The following is a 20,716-nucleotide window of genomic DNA, read 5'->3' as shown; positions in this document are numbered from 1 at the left end:
AAGGTTGGAAACACACGGCTACAAGATACAAGAGTGTATTGCCACCACGCGACATTCCGAAATTTTTCTTGCGACGCATCCCGACGAACCAAGCGGGGTGATTTGTAAAAATATCAAATCCGCTTTCGTCAGCAGCTTGGATAACGACCATCTTCAAAATGAATTTGAGTTGTTAACGCAGTTCGATCATCCCGCTATCATCAAATCGCACGGCATTCATAATGTACAAGGCAAGAATCTCCTGGTTCGAGATTATTTTGACGGCCTGCCTTTAAGCGACTTTTTAAAAGCGATTCAAAAATATGATCAGCAGACAATTCAGTCGCCCGAAACGGAAGCGCTTCATGCTGCCGTTTTAAATTCCTCTCCGGTTTCGTTTGATCGTTTCCTTTCGATTGCCATTCAGATAGTCGAAGCCATTGAAGCCATACATGAACAGGATGTCGTCCACGGAAACCTGTCTTCTTCCTGTATTTTAATCGATCCAAGCAGCGACAAAATTATGCTGACGGGGTTCGGTTATGCGGCTCGACGTATGAAAGAATCGGTTTCGGAAGAGGGCTTGAAGCCGTCGGAGCTGGCAAGTTTTTATTCTGCGCCGGAGCAGAGTGACAGGATTGACGGCGAGATCGGTCATGCCGCCGACATTTATTCTTTAGGGATTATTTTCTTTCAGATGCTCAGCGGCAGGTTACCGTTCGTCTCCGACGATGCCATCGGTCTTATGCACGACCATATCGCCAAAACGGCGCCACGGTTAACAGACGTTGTGGCGGATATGCCGGCAGCCCTCTCCGGTTTGGTTGCTAAGATGCTTGCCAAGATGCCGGTTGATCGATATTCCAGCGCCACGTCTTTAAAGGTCGATTTAATTCGTTGTCTTGATGCGTTACGTGAAACCGGAGAAATTGCCGAATTTAAGCCTGACCTTTTGGGAAGTATGGCTCAGTTCAACTCGGCCGGGAAGCTTTATGGGCGGGAAACGGTGATTGCGGATTTAACCGCGTCGGTGCAAAGGCAGTTTGAAAATCCTCAGGCTTCTATGAACACGCTTTACGGCGCTTCCGGGGTCGGAAAGTCCAGTCTGGTTGAAGCCGCCTTAAAAGATTTAGAAGGTTCGCCCGGTTTTCGTTTAATGGCAAAATTCGATCAATACCGTCAGAACACACCGTTTGAGATGTTGTATGGCGCTTTACGGGATTTGATCGGACAGATCGTAGCGGGCGAAGAAGATGCATTACGGGTTTGGAAAAGGCGCTTGCAGACCGCACTTGGAAATCAAGCCGGCGTTTTGACGGAAGCCATACCCGAAGTGGAATGGATTATCGGTCCGCAGGCGGCGGTTGAAACATTGCCGCCGTCGGATGCCAAGATTCGTTTAAATTCGATTCTTTGCCGTTTTATTCAGGCATTCGCCAGTTTGGAACACCCTTTCTTTTTGATTTTGGATGACATGCAGTGGGCGGATAGCGCCACACTGGAATGGTTGGAAACGGCTTTGCAGGACGTTTCGAATTTGGCGGTAATTGCTTTATATCGGGACAATGAAGTCGGTGAAGACCATCCGTTTTATGTGTTATTGCAGAAAGCACGTGATTTTGGCGCGTTGCGTGAAGAGTTTGAGTTGTCCGATCTTAGCAAAGAGGCGGTGAACGATCTGATCTCGGACTGTATGCCGTCAAAATCGAGCGACCGGATCAGCGAAATCATTTTCCAAAAAACCGGCGGTAATGCCTTTTTTGTGACCGAATATCTGAAACAGCTTCATAAAGATGGTGTGGTTTGTTTCGACCACTCGGAATCTTGTTGGACTTGCGATCTTGAACGCTTACAGCATCTTCCGGTCAGTGATAATGTGGTTGAATTCTTGTCGCAGAGAATGGTCGCCTTTCCCGAGCGGGTAAAATCGTTGCTTAAAATTGCTTCGTGTATCGGTAACCGTTTTAGCGACCGGGTAGCGCAAGCGGTTTATGCGGATAACGAGCGTTTTGATTTTGCGCTGCAGACGGCCTTGAATGAAGGTTGGATTAGGCGGGAAGCCACCGGTTTGGCAAGTGCTTCAAGCTATTATGTATTCAGCCACGACCGTATTCAGCAGGCAGTTTGGTCGATGCTGGAAGCGGATGAAAAAGCACGGATACATCATGCAATCGGACGTTTTTTACTGGCGGCACAGGCTCAACCTGAAAAAGAAGTTTTGCTTGAATGCGTTAACCATTTGAATGAAGCCAGCGTTCTAATTGACGACGAGCGCGAATGGCAAGATTTGGCGGAACTGAATTTCAAGGCGTCGCAAGAAGCGAAATCGAGCGGCGATTTTGAATTGGCTCTGGATTACATTCAGCGGGCGATGGATGCGATGCCGTCGTTCGAAGAGCAACCGTTGGCCGCCATAATGTATCGAAATCGTGCAGAGTGCGAACATCTTTGTAACCGCCGCGACCAAGCGATCCATTTTTACAATCAAGCCGTCTCAGCCGACAGTGACCTGTTGGAAAAAGGCCAGGTATTTGAATTGATGATTAAATTCTATACCGATATTTCCGAGTTTGAACAGGCTTACGCCATAGGCCGCAGCGCGGTTAAGATGTTCGGTGTGAATATCCCGTCGAAATTTAATCCTGCCTTGTTCGCCAAGGATTTTATTCATCTTCAGGCAAAACTCAGAAAGTACGAGATTGCCGAGTTATTGGATTTGCCGGCCGTCGAAGATGAACGTATACAGATGGTTATTCGCTTATTGTCTGCGATTTTGAAAGCCGCCTACCAGATCAAGCCTGAGCTGTGCGTGGCGATTTCACTTAAGGTGATTGCACTATGCTTGAAACACGGTAATACCCGCGAGGCGGTGGTCGGTTACATTGTTTTCGGAATCATCTTTCAGGGCGGCGTACTCGGGAAACACAAAATCGGTTACGAGTACGGACAGTTGTCTATGGCGCTGGTTGAGCGTTACGGCAATGTTTTGCAAAAAGCGGAAGTGCAATTTGTATTCGGGTATTTTGCCATGAGTTGGCAGAAAGCGTCCGCAGTAACCGAACAGCATTGGTTTGACGCTTACCGTCACGGTCTGGAAGTCGGAGACTGGTTTCATACCGGTTGTGCGGCGGCGGGAATCATCCAAAGCATGTTTATGCGCGGGAAGCCGCTTGACGAGATAGAGGAAGAGATCGAGCAATTTCAAGCCAGTTTGCAGCGTATCGGTGCCGAGGAACATTTGGGAACGGTTCTGGGGGTAAAACAGGCGATTCGAAATTTGCGTGGCGAAACCTACTCCAAAGTTTCGTTCGATCATGCAGAGTTTGACGAAGATGAATATGTCGCTTCTTTGGAACGTTTTGGTTCGCGTCATTTTGCCCATTATTATTACGTGAATAAAATGTTGGCGCTCTATCTGCATAAGGAATATCAGGCTGCGTTGGACGTCGCTCAAAAAAGCCGGAGTTTTCTGGCGGATTCGAAAGGCATGTTGCATGCGGCGGAACACCATTTTCTAAACGCTCTGATTCAAGCGAAACTGTATGACCAGGCTCCGCCGATGAAGCGTCAGCAATATCGATTGAACTTCTATAAAACGATCAATCGTTTTACCGCGTGGACGGATTCTTGTCCCGAAAATTTTTTAGCGCGCTTACGTATTATGGAAGGCGAGCGTTATCGATTGTCGGGGGATTATCCTCAAGCGCTGCGCTGTTTTGATTCCGCGATCGAAACCGCCGGCGTGTTCGGTCAGCCGAATTTACAGGCGATCGCCAATTCGTTGGCGGCGGACGTTTATGAATTGATGAATCAGTCAAAGGCCGTTGCGCTTTATCGTCAGGAAGCCAATGTTTGTTTTCGTCGTTGGGGCGCCAGTATCGATATCGAAGGCGCAAGCGATAAAATCGGCGCCGGGAGATCGCACTTTGATGTGTCGGCCTTGATGAAAGCGACCGAAGTAATCGCAAGAGAGAAAAGGTTGCCGGAGTTATTGGAAACCTTGATCGGTATCATGATTGAAAATGCCGGGGCGCAGCATGGTTTGTTGTTATTGCAGGATAGCGGCCGTTTGTGGGTGCAGGCTGAGGCTTCGGTGGAGTTCGATACCGTTCAAGTGATGCAGCGGGTTCCCTATGTCGAAAACCCGCGCATTGTGCATTCGATCGTCAATTACGTTCAACGTACCGAAGAAGCGATCGTATTGAATGACGCCCGTCAAAGTGCCATTTTCGGCCGTGATGAGATGGTGGTGCGGCGTGGCATTAAGGCCGTGTTGTGCGCGCCGTTGACCTTGCACGGACAGTTTAAAGGGGTGATTTACCTGGAAAATAACGAGGTGGCCGGCGTATTCACAAAGGATCGTATAGAGTTGTTGCAACATCTGAGCGGTCATATTGCCATCGCTATCGATAACGCGCTGATTTACGACCAGCTTGAACAGAAAGTGGCCGAACGTACCCGCGACGTAGATATTAAGAACGAGGCGCTGGAGTCTCAGAATGTCGAGTTAAAGCAACAGAACGATAAGATTCTGGAACTGAACAGTTTAGTGGTGAAGGAGAACGAAGAGCGTAAAAAGGTGGAGGTTCAGTTGCAACAAGCGATTGAAGAATTGAACCGTTTGGCTTCGACGGACGGTTTGACGGGCTTGCATAATCGACGCAATCTGGATCAATACCTTCAACAGGAGTGCGCTCGTTTGTCGCGTTCGGAGAAGCCGCTTGCTTTGCTTCTGTGCGATATCGATTTCTTTAAGGCGTATAACGACTACTACGGCCACCAACAGGGTGATGTTTGTTTGAAGCATGTGGCCGATTTGTTGGAAAGCTCGGTGCTGAGAACAACCGATTTTGTCGCCCGTTATGGCGGTGAGGAATTTGTCATAGTGATGCCGGGTACAACCGAAGAAGCGGCATTGATGATTGCCGAAGATATTCATGTTCAATTGCAGAAAGCCTGCATTCCGCACGATCGAACGGATGTTGCGGACTGCGTGACGGTGAGTATCGGTTTAGGGGTGGCACCGGCCGGTCAGCATTGTTCGCCTGAAAGCCTGTTAAAAATTACCGATGAGGCGCTTTATCTTGCCAAACAGCGAGGTAGAAACCGCACGGTCTCCGCTAGAATGTAAAAAGGCGGGAGTTGCATTGTGTGGTCCGCGTGTCCCGCCGGTTCTTTTTTAGGCGGTTTTAACTAACCGGTCTTAACGTAGCTATGGCGATTAATGCCGAGACGTTTGATCCTGGAGTTTAAGGTGGTCGGTTTAAGGTTTAGAAGTTCCGCTGCGCCATTACTTCCGAAAACTTTGCCGTTGCATAAGGTCAAGGCATTGATAATATTCTGCTTTTCCTCTTCCAGACGTTCCTGTTTGGTCTGAACCAAAAGATCCTGTTTTGCCGATTCCGGTTGTTTTTCTTGAAGCTCGTTTTGTTTTGGAAGGTTTAATTCCAGCCTTTTCTCGTTGGATAAGATGATGGCCCGTTCAATGACGTTGACCAGTTCGCGAATGTTACCCGGCCAGGAATAGGCTTTCATTTTTTGAATGTCGCCGACGGTGAAGTTAATCGGCGGTTTACCGAATTTTAGGCAGGCCAGTTTGAGAAAGTGATCCGCGAGCAGAGGGATGTCTTCGATACGATCCCTCAGGGGAATCGACTCGATCGGAAAAACGTTTAATCGGAAATAGAGATCCTCGCGAAAATTCTTTGCTTGAACTTCCTGTTTGAGATCGCGGTTGGTGGCGGCGATGATTCTAACGTCTACACTGCGGGTTTTGGATTCGCCGACGCGTTCGAATTGTTGTTCCTGCAAAACGCGCAACAGTTTACTTTGCAGTTCCATCGGGATTTCTCCGACTTCGTCCAAGAATAGCGAACCGCCGTCGGCCAGCTCGAAACGTCCGGCTCGGTCACTGACGGCGCCGGTAAATGCGCCTTTGATGTGTCCGAAAAATTCGCTTTCGAACAACTCTCTTGGAATGGAAGCGCAGTTGACGCGAATCAATGGACGATTTTTTCGACCGCTGCTTTCGTGAATAGCGCGGGCGATCAGCTCTTTACCGGTACCGGATTCGCCGCTGATCAGAACGTTAGCGTCGGTCGGTGCCACCAGTTCGATCTGCTGAATGATTTTATGGATTGCCGCGCTTTTACCGACAATTTGTTTGTAGTTGTGTTCGGAGCGGTACTCTTCCTGAAGATAGGCGTTTTCAAGTTCCAGGCGCTTTTTCAGAGTTTGCACTTCGTTCAAAGCGGAGTGCAGTTTCTCTTCGGCGAGTTTACGTTCGCTGATATCCCGGAAAATGACAACCGCACCCACTAAGCGGCCGTTATCCAGAATCGGGGTACTGGTGTATTCAACTTGAATGGAATGGCCGTCTTTTCGCCAAAAAAGTTCGTCTTCGACGTGACGAACTTCACCGTCCCGGATAGCGGCATAAATATGGCAGTCTTCTCCCATGTATTCACTACCGTCACTGTGGCTATGGTGAATCATGGCGTGCATGTTTTTACCGATCAGTTCATCCGCTTTCCAGCCAAGCATGCGTTCCGCCGCCGGGTTGATAAAAGTGGTGTTGCCGTCGACATCGACGCCGTAGATGCCTTCACCGACCGCGCGCAGAATCAATTGGTTTTCGCGTTCAAATTCTCGGAATACGTTTTCAATGGTTTGCCAATGTTCCAGACCGTCACGATGAAGTTTATTGGCTTCGGAAAGCTGGCGGAGTTCTTCCAAGGTTTTTTTGTTGCGTAGGGTGCAGGCGATAACGGACGTTGGCGTGTTGCCCAGGAGGACGGCCGATACTTCAAGGTCTATCGGTTGTTCTTTTGCTGTCAGCGCTTGCAGTTCGTTACTCCAGGCGTGTTTCTTTTCCAGGGCTTCTTCCGTGAAGACAACCAGTTTCGCTAAGCTGGGTCTGAAAAGTTGGGTGACACTCAAGTTTTGGATTTGTTCTTCGGTAAAGCCAAACAGTTGCAGTGCAATCGGATTAGCTTGCAGTATCCGGTTTTCGAAGGGATCGATCATCAGGATCGCTTCTTGATTTTTGTCGAAAAGTTGCTCGTAGAGGGTTTTCATAACGTGGCGTCATAGAGTCAATTTAATTCAGTTTTTAGCCTAAAGCGATAATCATACCGAATTACGATTTTTCGTAGAAGGGCTACGAAAAATCGTTAAATTACGAAAAAAAGTAGGTGTTTTTTACGGCGTGTCTTCTATTAAATTTCTTTATAAACAACGTGTTATTTCTTAATGTTGTCTATGGCATAGGTTCTGCTCAATACAGTTCAAAAGCATCCTGTTGTTATGTGTCGTTATTGAGAATGCACCGAATGGACGCTTAATTTAACCTAAATTGTGCGAGGTATTGAATATGTCTTTTAAGAGCTTGAGTGACCCTTTTAATCCTAATAAGAGTCTGTTGCATAAAACGGATTGCGATTGTCCGATTTGTCAGATTGAGAAAACTTCAGGTGCGATGAGTGCTTCTCAAAAGCAGGAAGCCATTGAAAAAGCGGCCTACGAATCACCGATGGCTAAGAATATGCATGTTTCTGCCGAGCAGGATGAGGTATTGGGTTCTTCTGAAGAAATTATGGATCGTGCGATTGAAAGTGCGGTGGTGAGATCGGTATTCGGGCATAACGAAATGAGCCGACGCTCTTTCCTAAGCATGGTGGGAGCCGGTACGGCCGCTTCGGTTTTAGGTACGGTTTTCCCAATGGAAGAGGCCAAAGCGGCTTTGAAAGAAACCATGGGGATGGGCAAGCTTGAAAAGAGCAAATTGAAGATCGGGTTTGTTCCGATTACCTGTGCAACGCCGATCATCATGGCGCACCCGATGGGCTTCTATGAGCGATACGGTTTGGATGTGGATGTTATCAAGACAGCCGGTTGGGCGGTTGCACGTGATAAGTCGTTGGCGAAAGAGTACGACGCATCTCACATGTTGACGCCTATGCCTTTGGCGATGTCTATGGGGGCGGGTTCAACCGCTAAGCCATTCATTATGCCGACGGTTGAAAACATCAACGGTCAGGCGATCGTGTTGCATAACGATCATAAAGACAAGCGTGATCCTAAGGACTGGAAAGGGTTCAAGTTCGGTGTGCCGTTTGAATATTCAATGCATAACTTCTTATTGCGATATTACGTTGCCGAGCATGGTTTGGATCCTGACAAGGATATTCAGATCCGTGTGGTTCCGCCACCGGAAATGGTGGCTAACTTACGTGCCGGTAACTTGGATGGGTATTTGTCTCCTGATCCGTTTAACCAGCGTGCCGTTTGGGAAAAAGTCGGTTTCATTCATACCTTGACCAAAGACATTTGGGAAGGGCATCCATGTTGTGCATTCGCTTGTAGTAAAGAGTTTGCGGTAGAAAATCCAAATACTTACGGTGCATTGTTGAGATCGATTATCGATGCGACAGAGTATTCGGCCAAGCCGGAAAACCGTAAGGAAATCTCTGCGGCGATCTCGCCTAAGAACTATTTGAACCAGCCGGTTCCGGTGGTCGAGCAGGTATTAACCGGACGTTATGCCGACGGTTTGGGTGGTGTTCAGAATGTACCTGACCGTATCGATTTTGACCCGTTCCCATGGCATTCGATGGGGGTTTGGATTCTAACTCAGATGAAGCGCTGGGGTTATATCAGCGGTGACATCGACTATAACAAGATCGCGGAAGAAGTGTATTTGGCTTCCGAAACCGGTGCGGTTATGAAAGAGCTAGGTTACACCCCTCCGAGCAAGACCTATGAGAATTACACCATTATGGGTAAAGAGTTCGATTACACCAAGCCTGAAGAGTATTTGAAGAGCTTCAAGATTGGTAAGAGCTAATAAGTGAATGAATAATCAAGGATGTTTGTATGTTTAACATGTTAAGACTGAAATCAGCGCTGCTTTCCGTCATCATGTTAGTGGTTCTGTTAGGGATCTGGGAGTGGATGAACCAGATTCCGACGGATACCAAACCGCTGACTGAGTATGAAATGTTGATGGGCGGTGCGTCTCAAGAGGCGAGGGTTCCTCCTCCATCCGAAATCATCAAATTGGCTTACGAGGAGTTGAGTAATCCATTCTACGATGCCGGTCCGAATGACAAAGGGATCGGAATCCAGTTGGGTTATTCGATCTATCGTGTTTTGGTCGGTTTCTTCTTTGCGGCATTGATTGCGATTCCGATCGGTTTTCTGATCGGTATGTCGCCGTTGATGTATAACGCTTTGAATCCTTATATCCAGGTATTGCGTCCCATCTCGCCGCTGGCGTGGATGCCGTTGGCACTGTTTATAATCAAGGATTCCGAGATCTCCGCCATTTTCGTTATCTTTATCTGTTCTATTTGGCCGATGTTGCTTAACACCGCTTTTGGTGTCGCTAACGTTCGCAAGGACTGGATTAACGTTGCCAAAACGCATGAGTTGAGTGCAGTTAAAACAGCTTTACAAGTGATTCTTCCGGCTGCGGCACCGACGATCCTGACCGGTATGCGTATTTCGATCGGTATTGCTTGGTTGGTTATCGTAGCGGCGGAAATGTTGGTGGGTGGAACCGGTATCGGTTACTACGTGTGGAACGAATGGAACAACCTGGATTTGGCCAGCGTAATCTTTTCTATCCTGATGATCGGTGTGGTCGGAATGCTGTTGGATATGATCCTTGCATTTACGGCTCGTTGGATCGCGTACGAAGAATAGGAGAGAGAGATGACGGGACATTTTTTAGAGATACAAGGGTTGAAGAAGAGTTATCCGGGTCGTGGAAACGATCCGGAGGTAACGATTTTCGAACACGCAAACTTCAATATCGAAAAGGGTGAGTTTGTCTGTGTGATCGGTCATTCCGGTTGCGGTAAATCAACGATTTTGAATATTTTGGCCGGATTGGACGAAGCCACCGACGGCGTGGTGATTATGAACGGACGTGAAGTGTCCGGTCCGAGCCTGGATCGCGGAGTGGTATTCCAAAACTACAGTTTGTTGCCGTGGCGTACCACTTTGCACAATATTACGTTTGCGGTGCAGGCGCGTTGGCCGGCTTGGAATAAAGAGCAGGTCGTGGCGCACAGTAAGAAGTATCTGGAATTGGTAGGGCTTAAGGATGCGATGAATCGCAAACCTTCCGAGCTTTCCGGCGGAATGCGTCAGCGTGTCAGTATCGCACGTGCCTTTGCGACTCAACCTCAGCTGTTATTGATGGATGAGCCGTTCGGTGCCTTGGATGCTTTGACACGAGGTGTCATCCAGGAGGAGTTGATCAAAATCTGGAGCGAATCCAAGCAGACGGTCTTTATGATTACGCACGATGTGGACGAGGCGATTTTGCTGTCGGATCGCATTTTGTTGATGAGTAACGGACCTAAGGCGCAAATTGCCGAATCGGTTGAAGTCACGATTCCGAGACCGAGAAAGCGTACCGATATCATTCATCACCCGGATTATTACAACATTCGCAATCACTTGGTGGATTTCCTGGTAAATCGTTCCAAAAACTTTGCGGCTGATCAGGATGTGGTAGATCCGAATAGACAGCCTCAGACTGTTAACTTATTGAAGAAGAGAGAAATAGCATGATGACTAAAATCGAAATGACGGAAGCGATTATTCTTGCGAAAGCGGAAAAGGGTGCTAGCTGGGCAGACATCTCCGAAGCTTCCGGACTTGGCGAAGTATTCGTAACTTCCGCCTGTTTGGGAATGAACAGTCTAAAGGCGGAACCGGCCGAGAAGATTTGTGATTACCTTGGCTTGGATTCGTCCGTTGCGGTTGCTTTGCAGGCATTTCCTCATAAAACATGGGAAAAAGCTGTGCCGACCGATCCGCTTATTTATCGTCTATATGAAATTGTAGGGGTGTACGGCCCGACGATGAAAGAATTGATTCATGAAAAATTCGGTGACGGCATCATGAGTGCGATCGATTTCACGATGGATATCGATAAAGAAGAGAACCCGGCGGGAGATCGTGTCGTGGTTAAGATGAACGGAAAATTCCTGGCTTATAAAGCTTGGTAGCGGCGGGGTGTTTTAAAGCGGCCTGTTGAAACGATTTTAAGTTGTTATTTAAAGGAGAGGTATTATGTCGGAATCATTATTGATTAATGCATCCAAGCTGGAACAAATGATGAAAAGCGAACCGGTTGTCATTATCGACACGCGTTCACCGGAAGCTTACGAGCAGGGGCATATCCCCGGTGCTGTGAATATTCATAGTATTTTCACCTTTTTGGCGACTTCCACTCCCGAAGGATTGGCCGAGCTGAAAGATAATTTCGCGACGGCGTTCGGCGAAGCCGGATTGTCAGGCGAAGAAACAGCGGTCTTGTATGAGGATTCGTTGAACACCGGTTTCGGGCAATCTTGCCGCGGTTACTTTTTGTTGACCTATTTGGGGTATGAGAAAGTCAGTATCCTTCAGGGTGGTTATCAATCTTGGTTGGCGGAAGGTTTTCCGGTCAGTTTGGAAGCGTCGGCTCCGGTTGCCAAGGTGTTTCCGCTTAAGGATACGGGCAACGAATTCATGGTCGATAAAGACGATGTTTTGGCGGCGCTGGATTCCGGTACCGTCATGTTGGATGTGCGTGACGTCGATGAGTGGATCGCCGACAGTTCTTCGCCGTACGGTAAAGATTTCTGTCCGCGCAAGGGGCGTCTGCCGGGTGCGGTATGGATCGAATGGTATCGTATGATGAAGCCGGGCGCGGTTCCGATGCTTAAGTCGCCGGATGAGATTTTAGCGGAATGTAAAACCGTAGGAATCGAGAAAGACACGCCGGTTTATCTGTATTGCTTCAAGGGGGCTAGAGCCTCAAATACCCTGGTTGCATTGAAGTCGGCAGGCATGGATAATGTGAAACTCTATTTCGGCTCTTGGAATGAGTGGTCACGCGATCCGTCATTACCTATTGAAGAGGGCCTTCCATTTTAAAATAGGGTTCAATGATGAATGTTGCCAGTATGTTAGCAACGTCCATCCACACGGTTGTTGCCGTACTGTGGGTGGGCGGAATCTTTTTAGCTTATCGAGTGTTGCGTCCGGCAGCAATGGAATTGCAACCGCCGCAACGCCTATCCCTGTGGGTTGGGGTTTTTAGTCGTTTCTTTCCCTGGGTATGGGCGTTTATCGTCCTGTTAGTGATATCCGGTTATTGGGATTGGAGCGTGCGCTTCGGAGATTACGAAAGAGCGCCTCTGTATCTGCACGCAATGCAGTTGATCGGTTGGCTGATGATTTTCTTGTTCGCTTGGCTTTATTTCGTGCCGTTTGCCAAATTTAAAGGGTTGGTTGCGGATAGTCAATTTCCGGAGGCCGGTAAGTTGATGAACGACAAGATGCGTCCGGTGATTGCAATTAATTTGTCATTGGGTGTACTGGAAGCGGTTATCGGTGTTTCCGGTCCCTTCTGGGGGATTTGATTTTCGATCTCACCAATAAAAAAGCCACCCGCTCGGGTGGCTTTTTTGTATGTGCTTTTTAACCTTTGTCGGCTTGAATAGGCGCAAACGGTTTATTCCTTAAGATGATAGCTGTACGGCTTTGGTTTCTGGTTAAGTTTCTGAGTCTCTTCCTGTAACGCTTTGACTTGTGACTGCACGCTGTCCTGCTGTGCTTTAATGCTTTCCAATTGCGCTTTAAGTTCCGTTAAGCTTTGCTGAATAAGTTCATAGTTTTTCAGGGTTTTCGTATTATCGGCAGCGGACGATTTTCCTGTTGAAACGGTCGGTTGCTTAAGCAGGGTCTGCTTGATTTCGTTCAATGTTTTGGACTGTTTACCGACGAGCCAGTTGATGTCTTTTAGCTGTTTAGCCTGTTGTTCGGTAATCCCTTGTTGTGTGGCAACCAGTGTTTTGGCTTGAAGTTTTTGTTGTTCATCCAGAATCTGTTCCACCAGTTTCTTGATTTCCGCGTATTGAGCGTTTTCCGGTGCATCCAAGTTAGACGATTTCGTGTCGCTAGGCTTAGGCTGTTCCTGCGAAGCTATTTCGGTAACGGCCGCGTTTGGTTGTTGTTTTGTTGCCTCGGTCGATTCCGTTCCGGAGGTGGCGTCGGCTGTGGTTTGTGGCGCTTCTTGCGCTAAGTCGATTTTAACGGATTGCGCATCAGGTACTTTGGAAGTTTGTGGAGCATTGGTTTCCAAGTCGGTTTTGTTTTCATTAAAGCTTTGTTGAATCAACGGCTTCATTCGTTGGATTTCAGCCGTCAACAATTCTAACAGTGATGAGATCTGGTCGACTTTGATCGTGATCTGTTTATTAAATAGAGTGTTTTCGGTCTGAATAATATCGAGTACTTCGCCTTTGAACTGGGCTTGTTTTTTATGCATGTCATAAAGCATCCAGCCGATTGCCGAAGCGGCTATGACGCTGAATGCGACATTGGCCGAGAGCATGATCGCAAAGCTGGATTTAGCCGACTTTAATTCGTTGCCGGCGACCTTGGTCGCTTGACGCCAGGCAAAGTTACCTTCCGACAGCTCCATGATTTGCGCTTTTTGTCGGTTGGCGTGGCTAATTGAGGTTTCGGCCGCTTTGTGACTTTGGCTTGCCGCTTCCTGGGCCGTTCTTGCCGCTTCTACTGCGAGAGTTAAGGCGTCGATTTGATTGGCGGAGTCCAGTTTCTGAAACGCTTCCTGCTTTTCTTTATTCTGATTGACTTGTTCTTCCAGCGCTTCCGCAGATGCTTCCAGCTGCTCCAATTCATCAAGCAAGTCGTCGGTGATTTTTTGATCGTTCATGGGCGCGGGCCTGTCTGCTATTCGGGTTTGAGTTCGGCGATACGGTTTTTGATATTGAGGTTGACCGCCTTTAACTGCTGGTTCTTGGCACGAATGCTTTCGAGTTGCTGTTCGATTTCTTGATTGGAGAGTTGGGTATTCAATCCTTCCATTTCAAGAGTATAGCCTGCATTTTTAGCGGCTTCAAATGCACGTTCCGCAGCGGCGAATGTGGCCTCAATCGCTTTCTGAGTCTTTTCTGCCGACTCGTGTGCTTTCTGTGTCGTTGCGATGGCAAGCAGGGTGGCTTCTTTTGCCGTATTGGTGACCTCGGAGGCAATCTCCTGTATTTCCTGGTCAATGGCAATCGCTTCTTCCATGCTGGCGATCGAATCGCTTGCCTGGGCGTTGACGGTATTGTCGTCCCCATTCTCAGGAACCGTTTCGGGCATCGGGGTAGGGGCTTCCATATCAATATCCGTCATTGGAGTGGGTTCGTCGAAAGAGTCGGTCATCATATCAATATCAACTGCTTCCGAGGTTAATGCATTCGGAGTTAACTCTTCTTCGTCGGAGTCCAGCGCGGCAGATTCGTTGTTTTCCATGGTTGGTTCTTCGGCGGCTTGCATTTCGTCGTCAAGGTCCGGCATTTCCATATTGTCTTCGATTTCTTGCGTTTCAGTATGCATCGATTCCGTCGAGGCAAGCAGATCATCCGTATCGATTTCAGCATCGGAATCAAGAGAGGTTTCGTCTAGGCTTTCCATGTCTTCAATGACGCCGGGTTCCTCGACAGACATCGCTGGGGAAGCTTCGGGTGCTTGCATATCGTTCATCATAGAATCGAGGTCGTCCAGTTCCATTTCGCTGCCCAGGCTGCTGGTTTCATTTTCATCCAGAGCCGATAACTCGGTTTCGTCAGGCATGTCGATGTCCGAAGAGAATTCCGATAACGCTTCGGCACTTTCGGTTTCCGGTATGGAATTCAGGACAGAGTCGACATCGTCCGGATTAAGGTCTTCTTCCAGGTCTTCTAGAGTCGGCATTGGAAGATCGTCTTCGATCTCCTGGGTGTTCGGGATGTCTGCATCGTTCTTTTCGATGGATTCGGTATGCATTGAGTCCATGATCGAATCGATATCGTCAAGATCCATATTCATGTCATCAGATTCTTCTGAAACGCTCGCGGGAGCCGCTTTGGCTTCTGTGGAAACTTCCGGTTCCGCTCTGCTGATTTCTTGGAGCATATTGTCTATATCGTCTTCATCAAGAGGCATGTCATCGTCCTCGTCAGTGTGATGGCTCAGCTCAGGGGCGTCGTCGACTTCAAGCATGGTTTCAGCTTCGGCAGCATTGGCATTCTCAAATTCCGATAACAGGGCGTCAACGTCATCGGAACCGACATCGGTATCGTCGATTTCATCCGGGATTTCTCCCATCATTTCGAGCATTTCCAAGGTTGCCTTATCATCTTGTTCCAAATCGATGTTTGACATGCTGTTTCCCTCAACTGACAGATTTATATTTTTTGATATACGCCTTAAAGCATAAATTATGCCATTGTTTGGGTAGTTCAGGCTTGGAGCAGGTGCTCGAAATCGGACGGGCAGGAGATATCGATAAGTTGTCCGCTTTCAGGGTGGGTAAAACTGAGTTGTTGGGCATGCAACATCAGTCTGGGCATCATTTCAAGACTGACTGGGTCGGCATAGAGGTTATCCCCGAGGATCGGGTGGCCTAGGGACTTCATGTGTAGACGGAGCTGATGGGATCGACCTGTAATAGGGGTCAATTCCACCGTGAAAAAGTTTTGATATTGTTTCAAAATTTTCCAGTGGGTTTCGGCGTACTTGCCGTAGAAAAAATCGATCATCTGTAGGGGGCGGCGTTCCCAGTCACAGCGCATCGGAAGACGAACCGTGCCGCTTTGTAAACTGGGTTTACCGATGCAGACAGCCTGATAGGTTTTACTGGTTTCGCGTTCCTGGAATTGACGGCTCAGTATTCTGTGCGCCTCTTTATTTCGGGCTAAAAGCATGATGCCGCTGGTGTCCATATCTAAACGGTGAACAATCAGAGCATCCGGGTAAAGTGCTTGTAGGTGTGATAATAGGCATTCCTGTTTGTCAGGCCCTCTACCGGGAACTGACAGCAAGCCTGATGGCTTATTAGCGACGATAATCGATTCGTCAACGTAGAGTATCCAATCTTCCGAAAATTCGAATTGATTCTCGAATGTCGAATTTGATGAGGTGGAAGAGGGCATTTAGAACTGGCCTATTGAAAAATTTCGTCTATTTTAACGGAAGCGCAGTGCAGTGGGAAATAAACAGATGGATTGACGTGGCAATCTTTGCCTTGCTGGATTATAGCGATATTTATTAAAGGCATGGCTAAACATAATGTTTAGCCATGCCTTGGTCTTTAGTTAATGTTATAGCTCTTGTGTAAGGGTATTAAATTTATCTTAGGAAGAGCCATTGGGATGGTTTTCCATTCGGAGTTACATATAAATTAAGGCCGTAGTCTATCCCTTCCTGTTCATCTATATAGGCGTCTGCAAATCCATTTAGCTCCATATTATTGTCTCCACAGTTTGAAATGGTAATATCCACAAGATATAGAGAATGATTTGTATCTGGCGTGGTAATAGAACCATCCCAAATACAGCCGGCATTATCGGATCCTGTTACTGTTCCGTCACTTGAGATGGTTATGGTTGTGCTCTCTTCGCGATATTCTTCATAATAGGTTTCTAAGAACTCTCTCCATGAACCGGCAATACGTTCTTGACTAGAAGGCTCGTTGTATAAGCTGCCATAATTGAGTGACCATGTTCCACTAGAGTTGTCGCTAGAGGTGGATGTTGCATCAATTTTATTTTGTTCGTCTATGGTTCCTGATAGGGTTGTAGTAATTCCTTGGTCAGATGTGAGAGTTGCTGAGAACACATCGTTATTAACCAGAAATGTACCACTGTACTGATCTGCCATCTCAATACCGTAGCCGTCTTGGGTAGGTATAGATGAATCAACATAAATTTTTCCATCGTAAGTCATAGCAGCTAATTCATAGGTGACACCATTTTCACTATAAGTTCCATACCAAGTTCCATTTGTTGTTGCACTGGAGGGTGTGATGGGAGATTCTGGATTTTCTGTATTGTTATTTGAACTTCCGCCTCCTCCACCGCAACCAGTCAGTAAAAGGCTGAATGAAAATACAATTGCTGCTGTCGATATTAATTTTTTCATAGTGTGCTCGTTTGGTTAAATTTATTCGTATTGCATCTTATATTTTGATACGTAAAATTACTACCATTTTATTTGTGTGGAGATGTGTGTTGTGTCGATGTAATGATTTGTTAATCGGCCGATTTGATTGTGATAGGATATTCACGATTTTTTACTTAAAGCACATGAGTGGATGATGTAGCAGTATGAAAAATAAAGAAAAAGTAAGAGTTTTATTTGTTTGTATGGGGAATATATGCCGTTCTCCGACGGCGCACGCGGTGTTTCGTAAATTGGTTAGAGACAATGAGCTTGAAAAGGTGATTGAGATCGATTCGGCGGGAACGCATGCCTATCATGTCGGTAATCCACCGGATTCGCGCTCTATGCAGGTAGCGCGTGGCAGAGGTATTGAGATGAAGGATTTACGCGCAAGACAGGTGGATTTTGGTGACTTTATTCAATACGATTATATCTTGGCGATGGATCATGCCAATTACAACAATCTAAAGGATTTGGCGCTTCCCGAGCATTTTGACAAGATTTCCATGTTTCTGGACTTTGCCGAGAACTTTTCGCAAGCTGAAGTGCCTGACCCGTATTACGGCGGTCCTCAAGGTTTTGATCAGGTATTTGATATGGTTACGGATGCATCGGAAGGGTTGTTAAGACATATTCAACAAAAACATTTTTAGTTGAACGGCATCTTTTAGAGAAAGTCGAAATTTAGCAGACCGATGTATTGGTGATGTTTAAACGTAATCCGTAAAAATGATACAAAAAAAGGCACATAATGTGCCTTTTTTTGTGCCTTGAATAAGACATTTGAAATCAAGCGAAGATGGAATTACTCCGACTTATCCGCTTTGGTTTCGGTCGATATTTCCTCAGATTTCTCTGTGGTTTTCTCTACGGTCTTTTGTGCCGGCTCTTGCGCTTCTTTTTTCGCCGGAGCTGCATCGCTTTCTACTTTTGGCGCAGCCGTAGCCGTCTCAACGGTTGCAGTGTCAATCGCTTTGGACTCCGGTTTAGCGTCAGCATTTGTTTGTGCCGATGCAGTTGTCGCTTCAGTGGTTACCGATTCGTGACCAGGAAGTGGCGAGTCAATAGACATGTTCTCAGCGCCAGCCGGTGCACGACGACGACGGTTGTATGAACGGCTATTGTAACGGCTACGACGACGTTGACCTGTACGACGACCACGACCTTCTTCACCTTCTTTGGTTGCTTCAGACGCTTCCGTGGCACCATCTTCCGGTTTTTCTACCGCTTCGTTTTTGGTGCTCTTAGCAGGTTTCTTGGCCGTATCGTTTTCATAGGCTTCTTCAGCCTGTTGAGCCGTTTGGTTTTCTAGTTGCTCTACCGCTTTTGGTTCACGTTCTTTACGAGGGCGACGTTCACGCTGACGACGAGGTTTGCTTTGCTCGCTGGCTGCGGTCGCTTCATCGCCTTTCTCTTCGCGCTTATCGCGGTTGTCGTTACGACGCTTGTTAGGAGGAGTGGTTTTCTCCTGATCGTCCGGACTGCGGCGACGGTTGTTGCGACGGTTTGAAGAACGGTTGCCACCACTACGACCGTCTTTGCGTTGACGGTTAGATTGGCCTTCGCGGGATTTCTTTTCATCCTTCTTAGGTTCTTCTTCTGCCGGGCTGAATAGAGCGTTCCAAACGCGAGACAGTAGCCCCGGTTTCTTAACTTCAGCTGCGGCGGCAGTTGGTGCCGGCGGTGCACTCGGTTGAATGTTTTTCACTGCCGGTTCTTCAGGTTCTGCCGCTTTAGCCGGTTCCGTTACCAAATGATCTTCCGGAAGAATCACTTCTTTGATTTCGTAACTTGCGCTAGTGGTTGAATCGTCACCGTTGCGGGTACGTTCCATAATGTATTGCGGAGTTTCCAAATGTTCGTTAGGAACGATTAGGATGTGCAAGTTATGGCGATCTTCGATTTTGGTGATCTGGTTGCGTTTCTCGTTCAAAAGGAACGTGGCGACATCAACAGGAATTTGTACCGTCACACGACGGGTGTTTTCCTTCATTGATTCTTCTTCCAATAAACGCAAGATTGAAAGCGCTAGGGATTCGACGCCACGAATTACGCCGACGCCTTTACAGCGAGGACATACAATTTGTGTGGATTCGTCGATGGAAGGGCGCAGACGCTGACGCGACATTTCCAATAGTCCGAAACGTGAAATCTTGCCGATTTGCACACGAGCGCGATCCGACTTAACGGCTTCTTTGATCTTGTTTTCTACTTCGCGTTGGTGACGGTTCGAGTGCATGTCGATGAAATCGATGACGACCAATCCGCCGATATCGCGTAAACGCAATTGGCGGGCGATTTCACAGGCTGCTTCCATGTTTGTATGGAAGGCAGTCTCTTCAATGTCACCACCTTTGGTAGAGCGGCTCGAGTTGATGTCGATTGCTGTCAATGCTTCGGTAATGTCGATAACGATCGCACCACCGGACGGCAGAGTTACTTCACGCTGATAAGCCGATTCGATCTGTGACTCGATCTGGAAACGGGTGAAAAGCGGGATGGTATCCTGGTACGGCTTGACCTTGTAGACTTGCTGCGGCATGACGTGTTGAATAAAGTCGCGTGCTTTATGGAAAGTCGGCATGTCGTCGATGATGATTTCACCGATGTCTTGACGCAAATAATCACGAATTGCCAGAATGACCATGTCGGACTCTTGGTGGATCAAGAACGGCGCAGTTTTTTCGACTGCGGCTTTCTGGATCGCATCCCAAAGCTGTACAAGGTAGTTAACACCCCATTGCAGTTCGTCGGTATTTTTTCCGACACCGGCCGTACGGATGATTAATCCCATGCCTTCCGGAACGTCAAGGTCACGCAATGAATCACGAATTTCGGAACGGTCGTCACCTTCAATGCGTCGGGAAATTCCGCCTGCTTTCGGGTTGTTCGGCATCATGACGATGTAAGGACCGGCTAGGGTGATTTGTGTGGTTAACGCTGCACCTTTGTTACCGCGTTCTTCTTTTTGAACCTGAACAATAACTTCTTGGCCTTCGCTTAGTACATCTTTGATGTTGAAGCGTCCGGATTCCGGCTTGGTATCAGGGAAGTATTCTTCGGCGATTTCTTTGAAGGGTAGGAAGCCGTGACGTTCGGAACCATAATCGACAAAAGCGGCTTCTAAGCTTGGTTCGATTCGTGTGATGCGGCCTTTGTAGATATTGGCCTTTTTCTTTTGGTGGTGAGGGGTTTCAACGTCTAAATCATATAAAGTTTGTCCATCGACAAGGGCAATGCGCAGCTCCTCCGGCTGGGTCGCATTAATAAGCATTCTTTTCATGCTGTTCTCTTTTGTTGTATCAAAAGCACCAGATACAGCGATATAGGGGGATTCGACGGGAACAAAGCCGATTGCTCGGAGCAATTTGGTAGCGTTGGCAGCCTACCAAGGCGAGTAAGGTTTCAATTCTGGCGAATTGTTGTTAGATTGCGGTGGGTAAACAGGGGGATTTATTGTGAAGGATTTCGTTAGTTCTTTACGATTTTGTCGTTTGTTCAGCGTCTAACTTTTGGTTTTTTATTAACCGCGGCAACCCGTATGGTGCCATTTCACTTGTCTCTGTTCGATTATCGGCCGGATTTGCCGGCACTTTCCCGTTACAACATTTTTATCGAGCTTAGTCGTTTTTTTATTTTGATTTTCCACTAAGCTCTAGCCAGTCCGGATAAGTTAAATCCGGTCTTTCTGTAATCCTTACGATAAGCCTTTGTCCCGTATCATTAAGCGGACGTCTTATGA

14 protein-coding genes are annotated in these 20,716 nt (G+C 47.4%); 8 read left to right on the top strand and 6 right to left on the bottom strand.

Going from position 1 to position 20,716, the window contains the following annotated elements; translation table 11 throughout:
- Positions 1-4: 4 nt before the first annotated feature.
- Complete coding sequence (locus tag ABY044_RS02985; RefSeq protein ID WP_373018010.1) at positions 5-5,110, top strand: diguanylate cyclase; 5,106 nt, start codon at positions 5-7, stop codon at positions 5,108-5,110.
- A 62-nt stretch (positions 5,111-5,172) separates the two neighbouring features.
- Here the strand turns inward: ABY044_RS02985 and ABY044_RS02980 are convergent, their stop codons facing one another.
- On the bottom strand, positions 5,173-7,056 hold the full coding sequence (locus ABY044_RS02980; RefSeq protein WP_373018008.1) for a sigma 54-interacting transcriptional regulator: 1,884 nt from the start codon (positions 7,054-7,056) through the stop codon (positions 5,173-5,175).
- Between the two features lie 295 nt (positions 7,057-7,351).
- Between ABY044_RS02980 and ABY044_RS02975 the strand changes: the two genes are divergently transcribed.
- The 6 genes from ABY044_RS02975 (at position 7,352) to ABY044_RS02950 (ending at position 12,401) form a co-directional block, all read left to right on the top strand.
- Positions 7,352-8,824 (top strand): ABC transporter substrate-binding protein, encoded by a 1,473-nt coding sequence (locus tag ABY044_RS02975; protein ID WP_373018006.1) that lies wholly within the window; start codon positions 7,352-7,354, stop codon positions 8,822-8,824.
- A 29-nt stretch (positions 8,825-8,853) separates the two neighbouring features.
- Positions 8,854-9,684: a nitrate ABC transporter permease gene (ntrB, locus tag ABY044_RS02970; RefSeq protein ID WP_373018004.1), complete on the top strand. Its 831-nt coding sequence runs from the start codon at positions 8,854-8,856 to the stop codon at positions 9,682-9,684.
- A 9-nt stretch (positions 9,685-9,693) separates the two neighbouring features.
- Positions 9,694-10,560 carry an ABC transporter ATP-binding protein gene (locus ABY044_RS02965; protein WP_373018002.1) on the top strand — a complete coding sequence of 289 codons (867 nt, stop codon included), beginning with the start codon at positions 9,694-9,696 and terminating at the stop codon, positions 10,558-10,560.
- Positions 10,557-11,000, top strand: coding sequence for a cyanase (cynS, locus tag ABY044_RS02960; protein ID WP_373018000.1), 444 nt, complete (start codon positions 10,557-10,559; stop codon positions 10,998-11,000). Before ABY044_RS02965 ends, cynS begins: the two co-directional genes overlap by 4 nt.
- 64 nt (positions 11,001-11,064) lie before the next feature.
- The gene (locus ABY044_RS02955; RefSeq protein WP_373017997.1) at positions 11,065-11,913 is read left to right on the top strand and encodes a sulfurtransferase; all 849 of its coding nucleotides are present in this window, start codon (positions 11,065-11,067) and stop codon (positions 11,911-11,913) included.
- 14 nt (positions 11,914-11,927) lie between these two features.
- Entirely contained in the window at positions 11,928-12,401 is a 474-nt protein-coding gene (locus tag ABY044_RS02950) for a CopD family protein (RefSeq protein WP_373017994.1), read from the top strand.
- A 92-nt stretch (positions 12,402-12,493) separates the two neighbouring features.
- Here the strand turns inward: ABY044_RS02950 and ABY044_RS02945 are convergent, their stop codons facing one another.
- The 4 genes from ABY044_RS02945 to ABY044_RS02930 all read right to left on the bottom strand — a co-directional run bounded on the left by ABY044_RS02945 (position 12,494) and on the right by ABY044_RS02930 (position 16,953).
- Positions 12,494-13,720: a hypothetical protein gene (locus ABY044_RS02945; RefSeq protein WP_373017992.1), complete on the bottom strand. Its 1,227-nt coding sequence runs from the start codon at positions 13,718-13,720 to the stop codon at positions 12,494-12,496.
- Between the two features lie 17 nt (positions 13,721-13,737).
- Entirely contained in the window at positions 13,738-15,195 is a 1,458-nt protein-coding gene (locus tag ABY044_RS02940; RefSeq protein WP_373017990.1) for a hypothetical protein, read from the bottom strand.
- A 77-nt stretch (positions 15,196-15,272) separates the two neighbouring features.
- Entirely contained in the window at positions 15,273-15,965 is a 693-nt protein-coding gene (locus ABY044_RS02935; RefSeq protein ID WP_373017988.1) for an RluA family pseudouridine synthase, read from the bottom strand.
- Positions 15,966-16,161: 196 nt separating this feature from the next.
- A complete protein-coding gene (locus tag ABY044_RS02930; protein WP_373017985.1) occupies positions 16,162-16,953 on the bottom strand; it encodes a hypothetical protein in 792 nt (263 codons plus the stop codon).
- Positions 16,954-17,138: 185 nt separating this feature from the next.
- Here ABY044_RS02930 and ABY044_RS02925 point away from each other — a divergent pair, with 185 nt between their 5' ends.
- Positions 17,139-17,627: a low molecular weight protein-tyrosine-phosphatase gene (locus ABY044_RS02925; RefSeq protein WP_373017983.1), complete on the top strand. Its 489-nt coding sequence runs from the start codon at positions 17,139-17,141 to the stop codon at positions 17,625-17,627.
- Positions 17,628-17,779: 152 nt separating this feature from the next.
- Here ABY044_RS02925 and ABY044_RS02920 read toward each other — a convergent pair whose 3' ends face one another.
- Positions 17,780-20,257: an Rne/Rng family ribonuclease gene (locus ABY044_RS02920; protein WP_373017981.1), complete on the bottom strand. Its 2,478-nt coding sequence runs from the start codon at positions 20,255-20,257 to the stop codon at positions 17,780-17,782.
- Between the last annotated feature and the right edge of the window lie 459 nt (positions 20,258-20,716).

The organism is Thiomicrorhabdus sp., assembly GCF_041583835.1.
In the GTDB taxonomy this organism is placed as follows: Bacteria; Pseudomonadota; Gammaproteobacteria; order Thiomicrospirales; family Thiomicrospiraceae; genus Thiomicrorhabdus.
Note: the sequence above shows the minus strand (reverse complement) of the source record. Positions and strands in the feature narration are given on the sequence as shown.

Coding starts and splice junctions, on each gene's coding strand:
- ABY044_RS02980 (WP_373018008.1), bottom strand. CDS start 7,056: ATGAAAACCCTCTACGAGCAACTTTTCGACAAAAATCAAGAAGCGATC.
- ABY044_RS02975 (WP_373018006.1), top strand. CDS start 7,352: ATGTCTTTTAAGAGCTTGAGTGACCCTTTTAATCCTAATAAGAGTCTG.
- ntrB (WP_373018004.1), top strand. CDS start 8,854: ATGTTTAACATGTTAAGACTGAAATCAGCGCTGCTTTCCGTCATCATG.
- ABY044_RS02965 (WP_373018002.1), top strand. CDS start 9,694: ATGACGGGACATTTTTTAGAGATACAAGGGTTGAAGAAGAGTTATCCG.
- cynS (WP_373018000.1), top strand. CDS start 10,557: ATGATGACTAAAATCGAAATGACGGAAGCGATTATTCTTGCGAAAGCG.
- ABY044_RS02955 (WP_373017997.1), top strand. CDS start 11,065: ATGTCGGAATCATTATTGATTAATGCATCCAAGCTGGAACAAATGATG.
- ABY044_RS02950 (WP_373017994.1), top strand. CDS start 11,928: ATGAATGTTGCCAGTATGTTAGCAACGTCCATCCACACGGTTGTTGCC.
- ABY044_RS02945 (WP_373017992.1), bottom strand. CDS start 13,720: ATGAACGATCAAAAAATCACCGACGACTTGCTTGATGAATTGGAGCAG.
- ABY044_RS02940 (WP_373017990.1), bottom strand. CDS start 15,195: ATGTCAAACATCGATTTGGAACAAGATGATAAGGCAACCTTGGAAATG.
- ABY044_RS02935 (WP_373017988.1), bottom strand. CDS start 15,965: ATGCCCTCTTCCACCTCATCAAATTCGACATTCGAGAATCAATTCGAA.
- ABY044_RS02930 (WP_373017985.1), bottom strand. CDS start 16,953: ATGAAAAAATTAATATCGACAGCAGCAATTGTATTTTCATTCAGCCTT.
- ABY044_RS02925 (WP_373017983.1), top strand. CDS start 17,139: ATGAAAAATAAAGAAAAAGTAAGAGTTTTATTTGTTTGTATGGGGAAT.
- ABY044_RS02920 (WP_373017981.1), bottom strand. CDS start 20,257: ATGAAAAGAATGCTTATTAATGCGACCCAGCCGGAGGAGCTGCGCATT.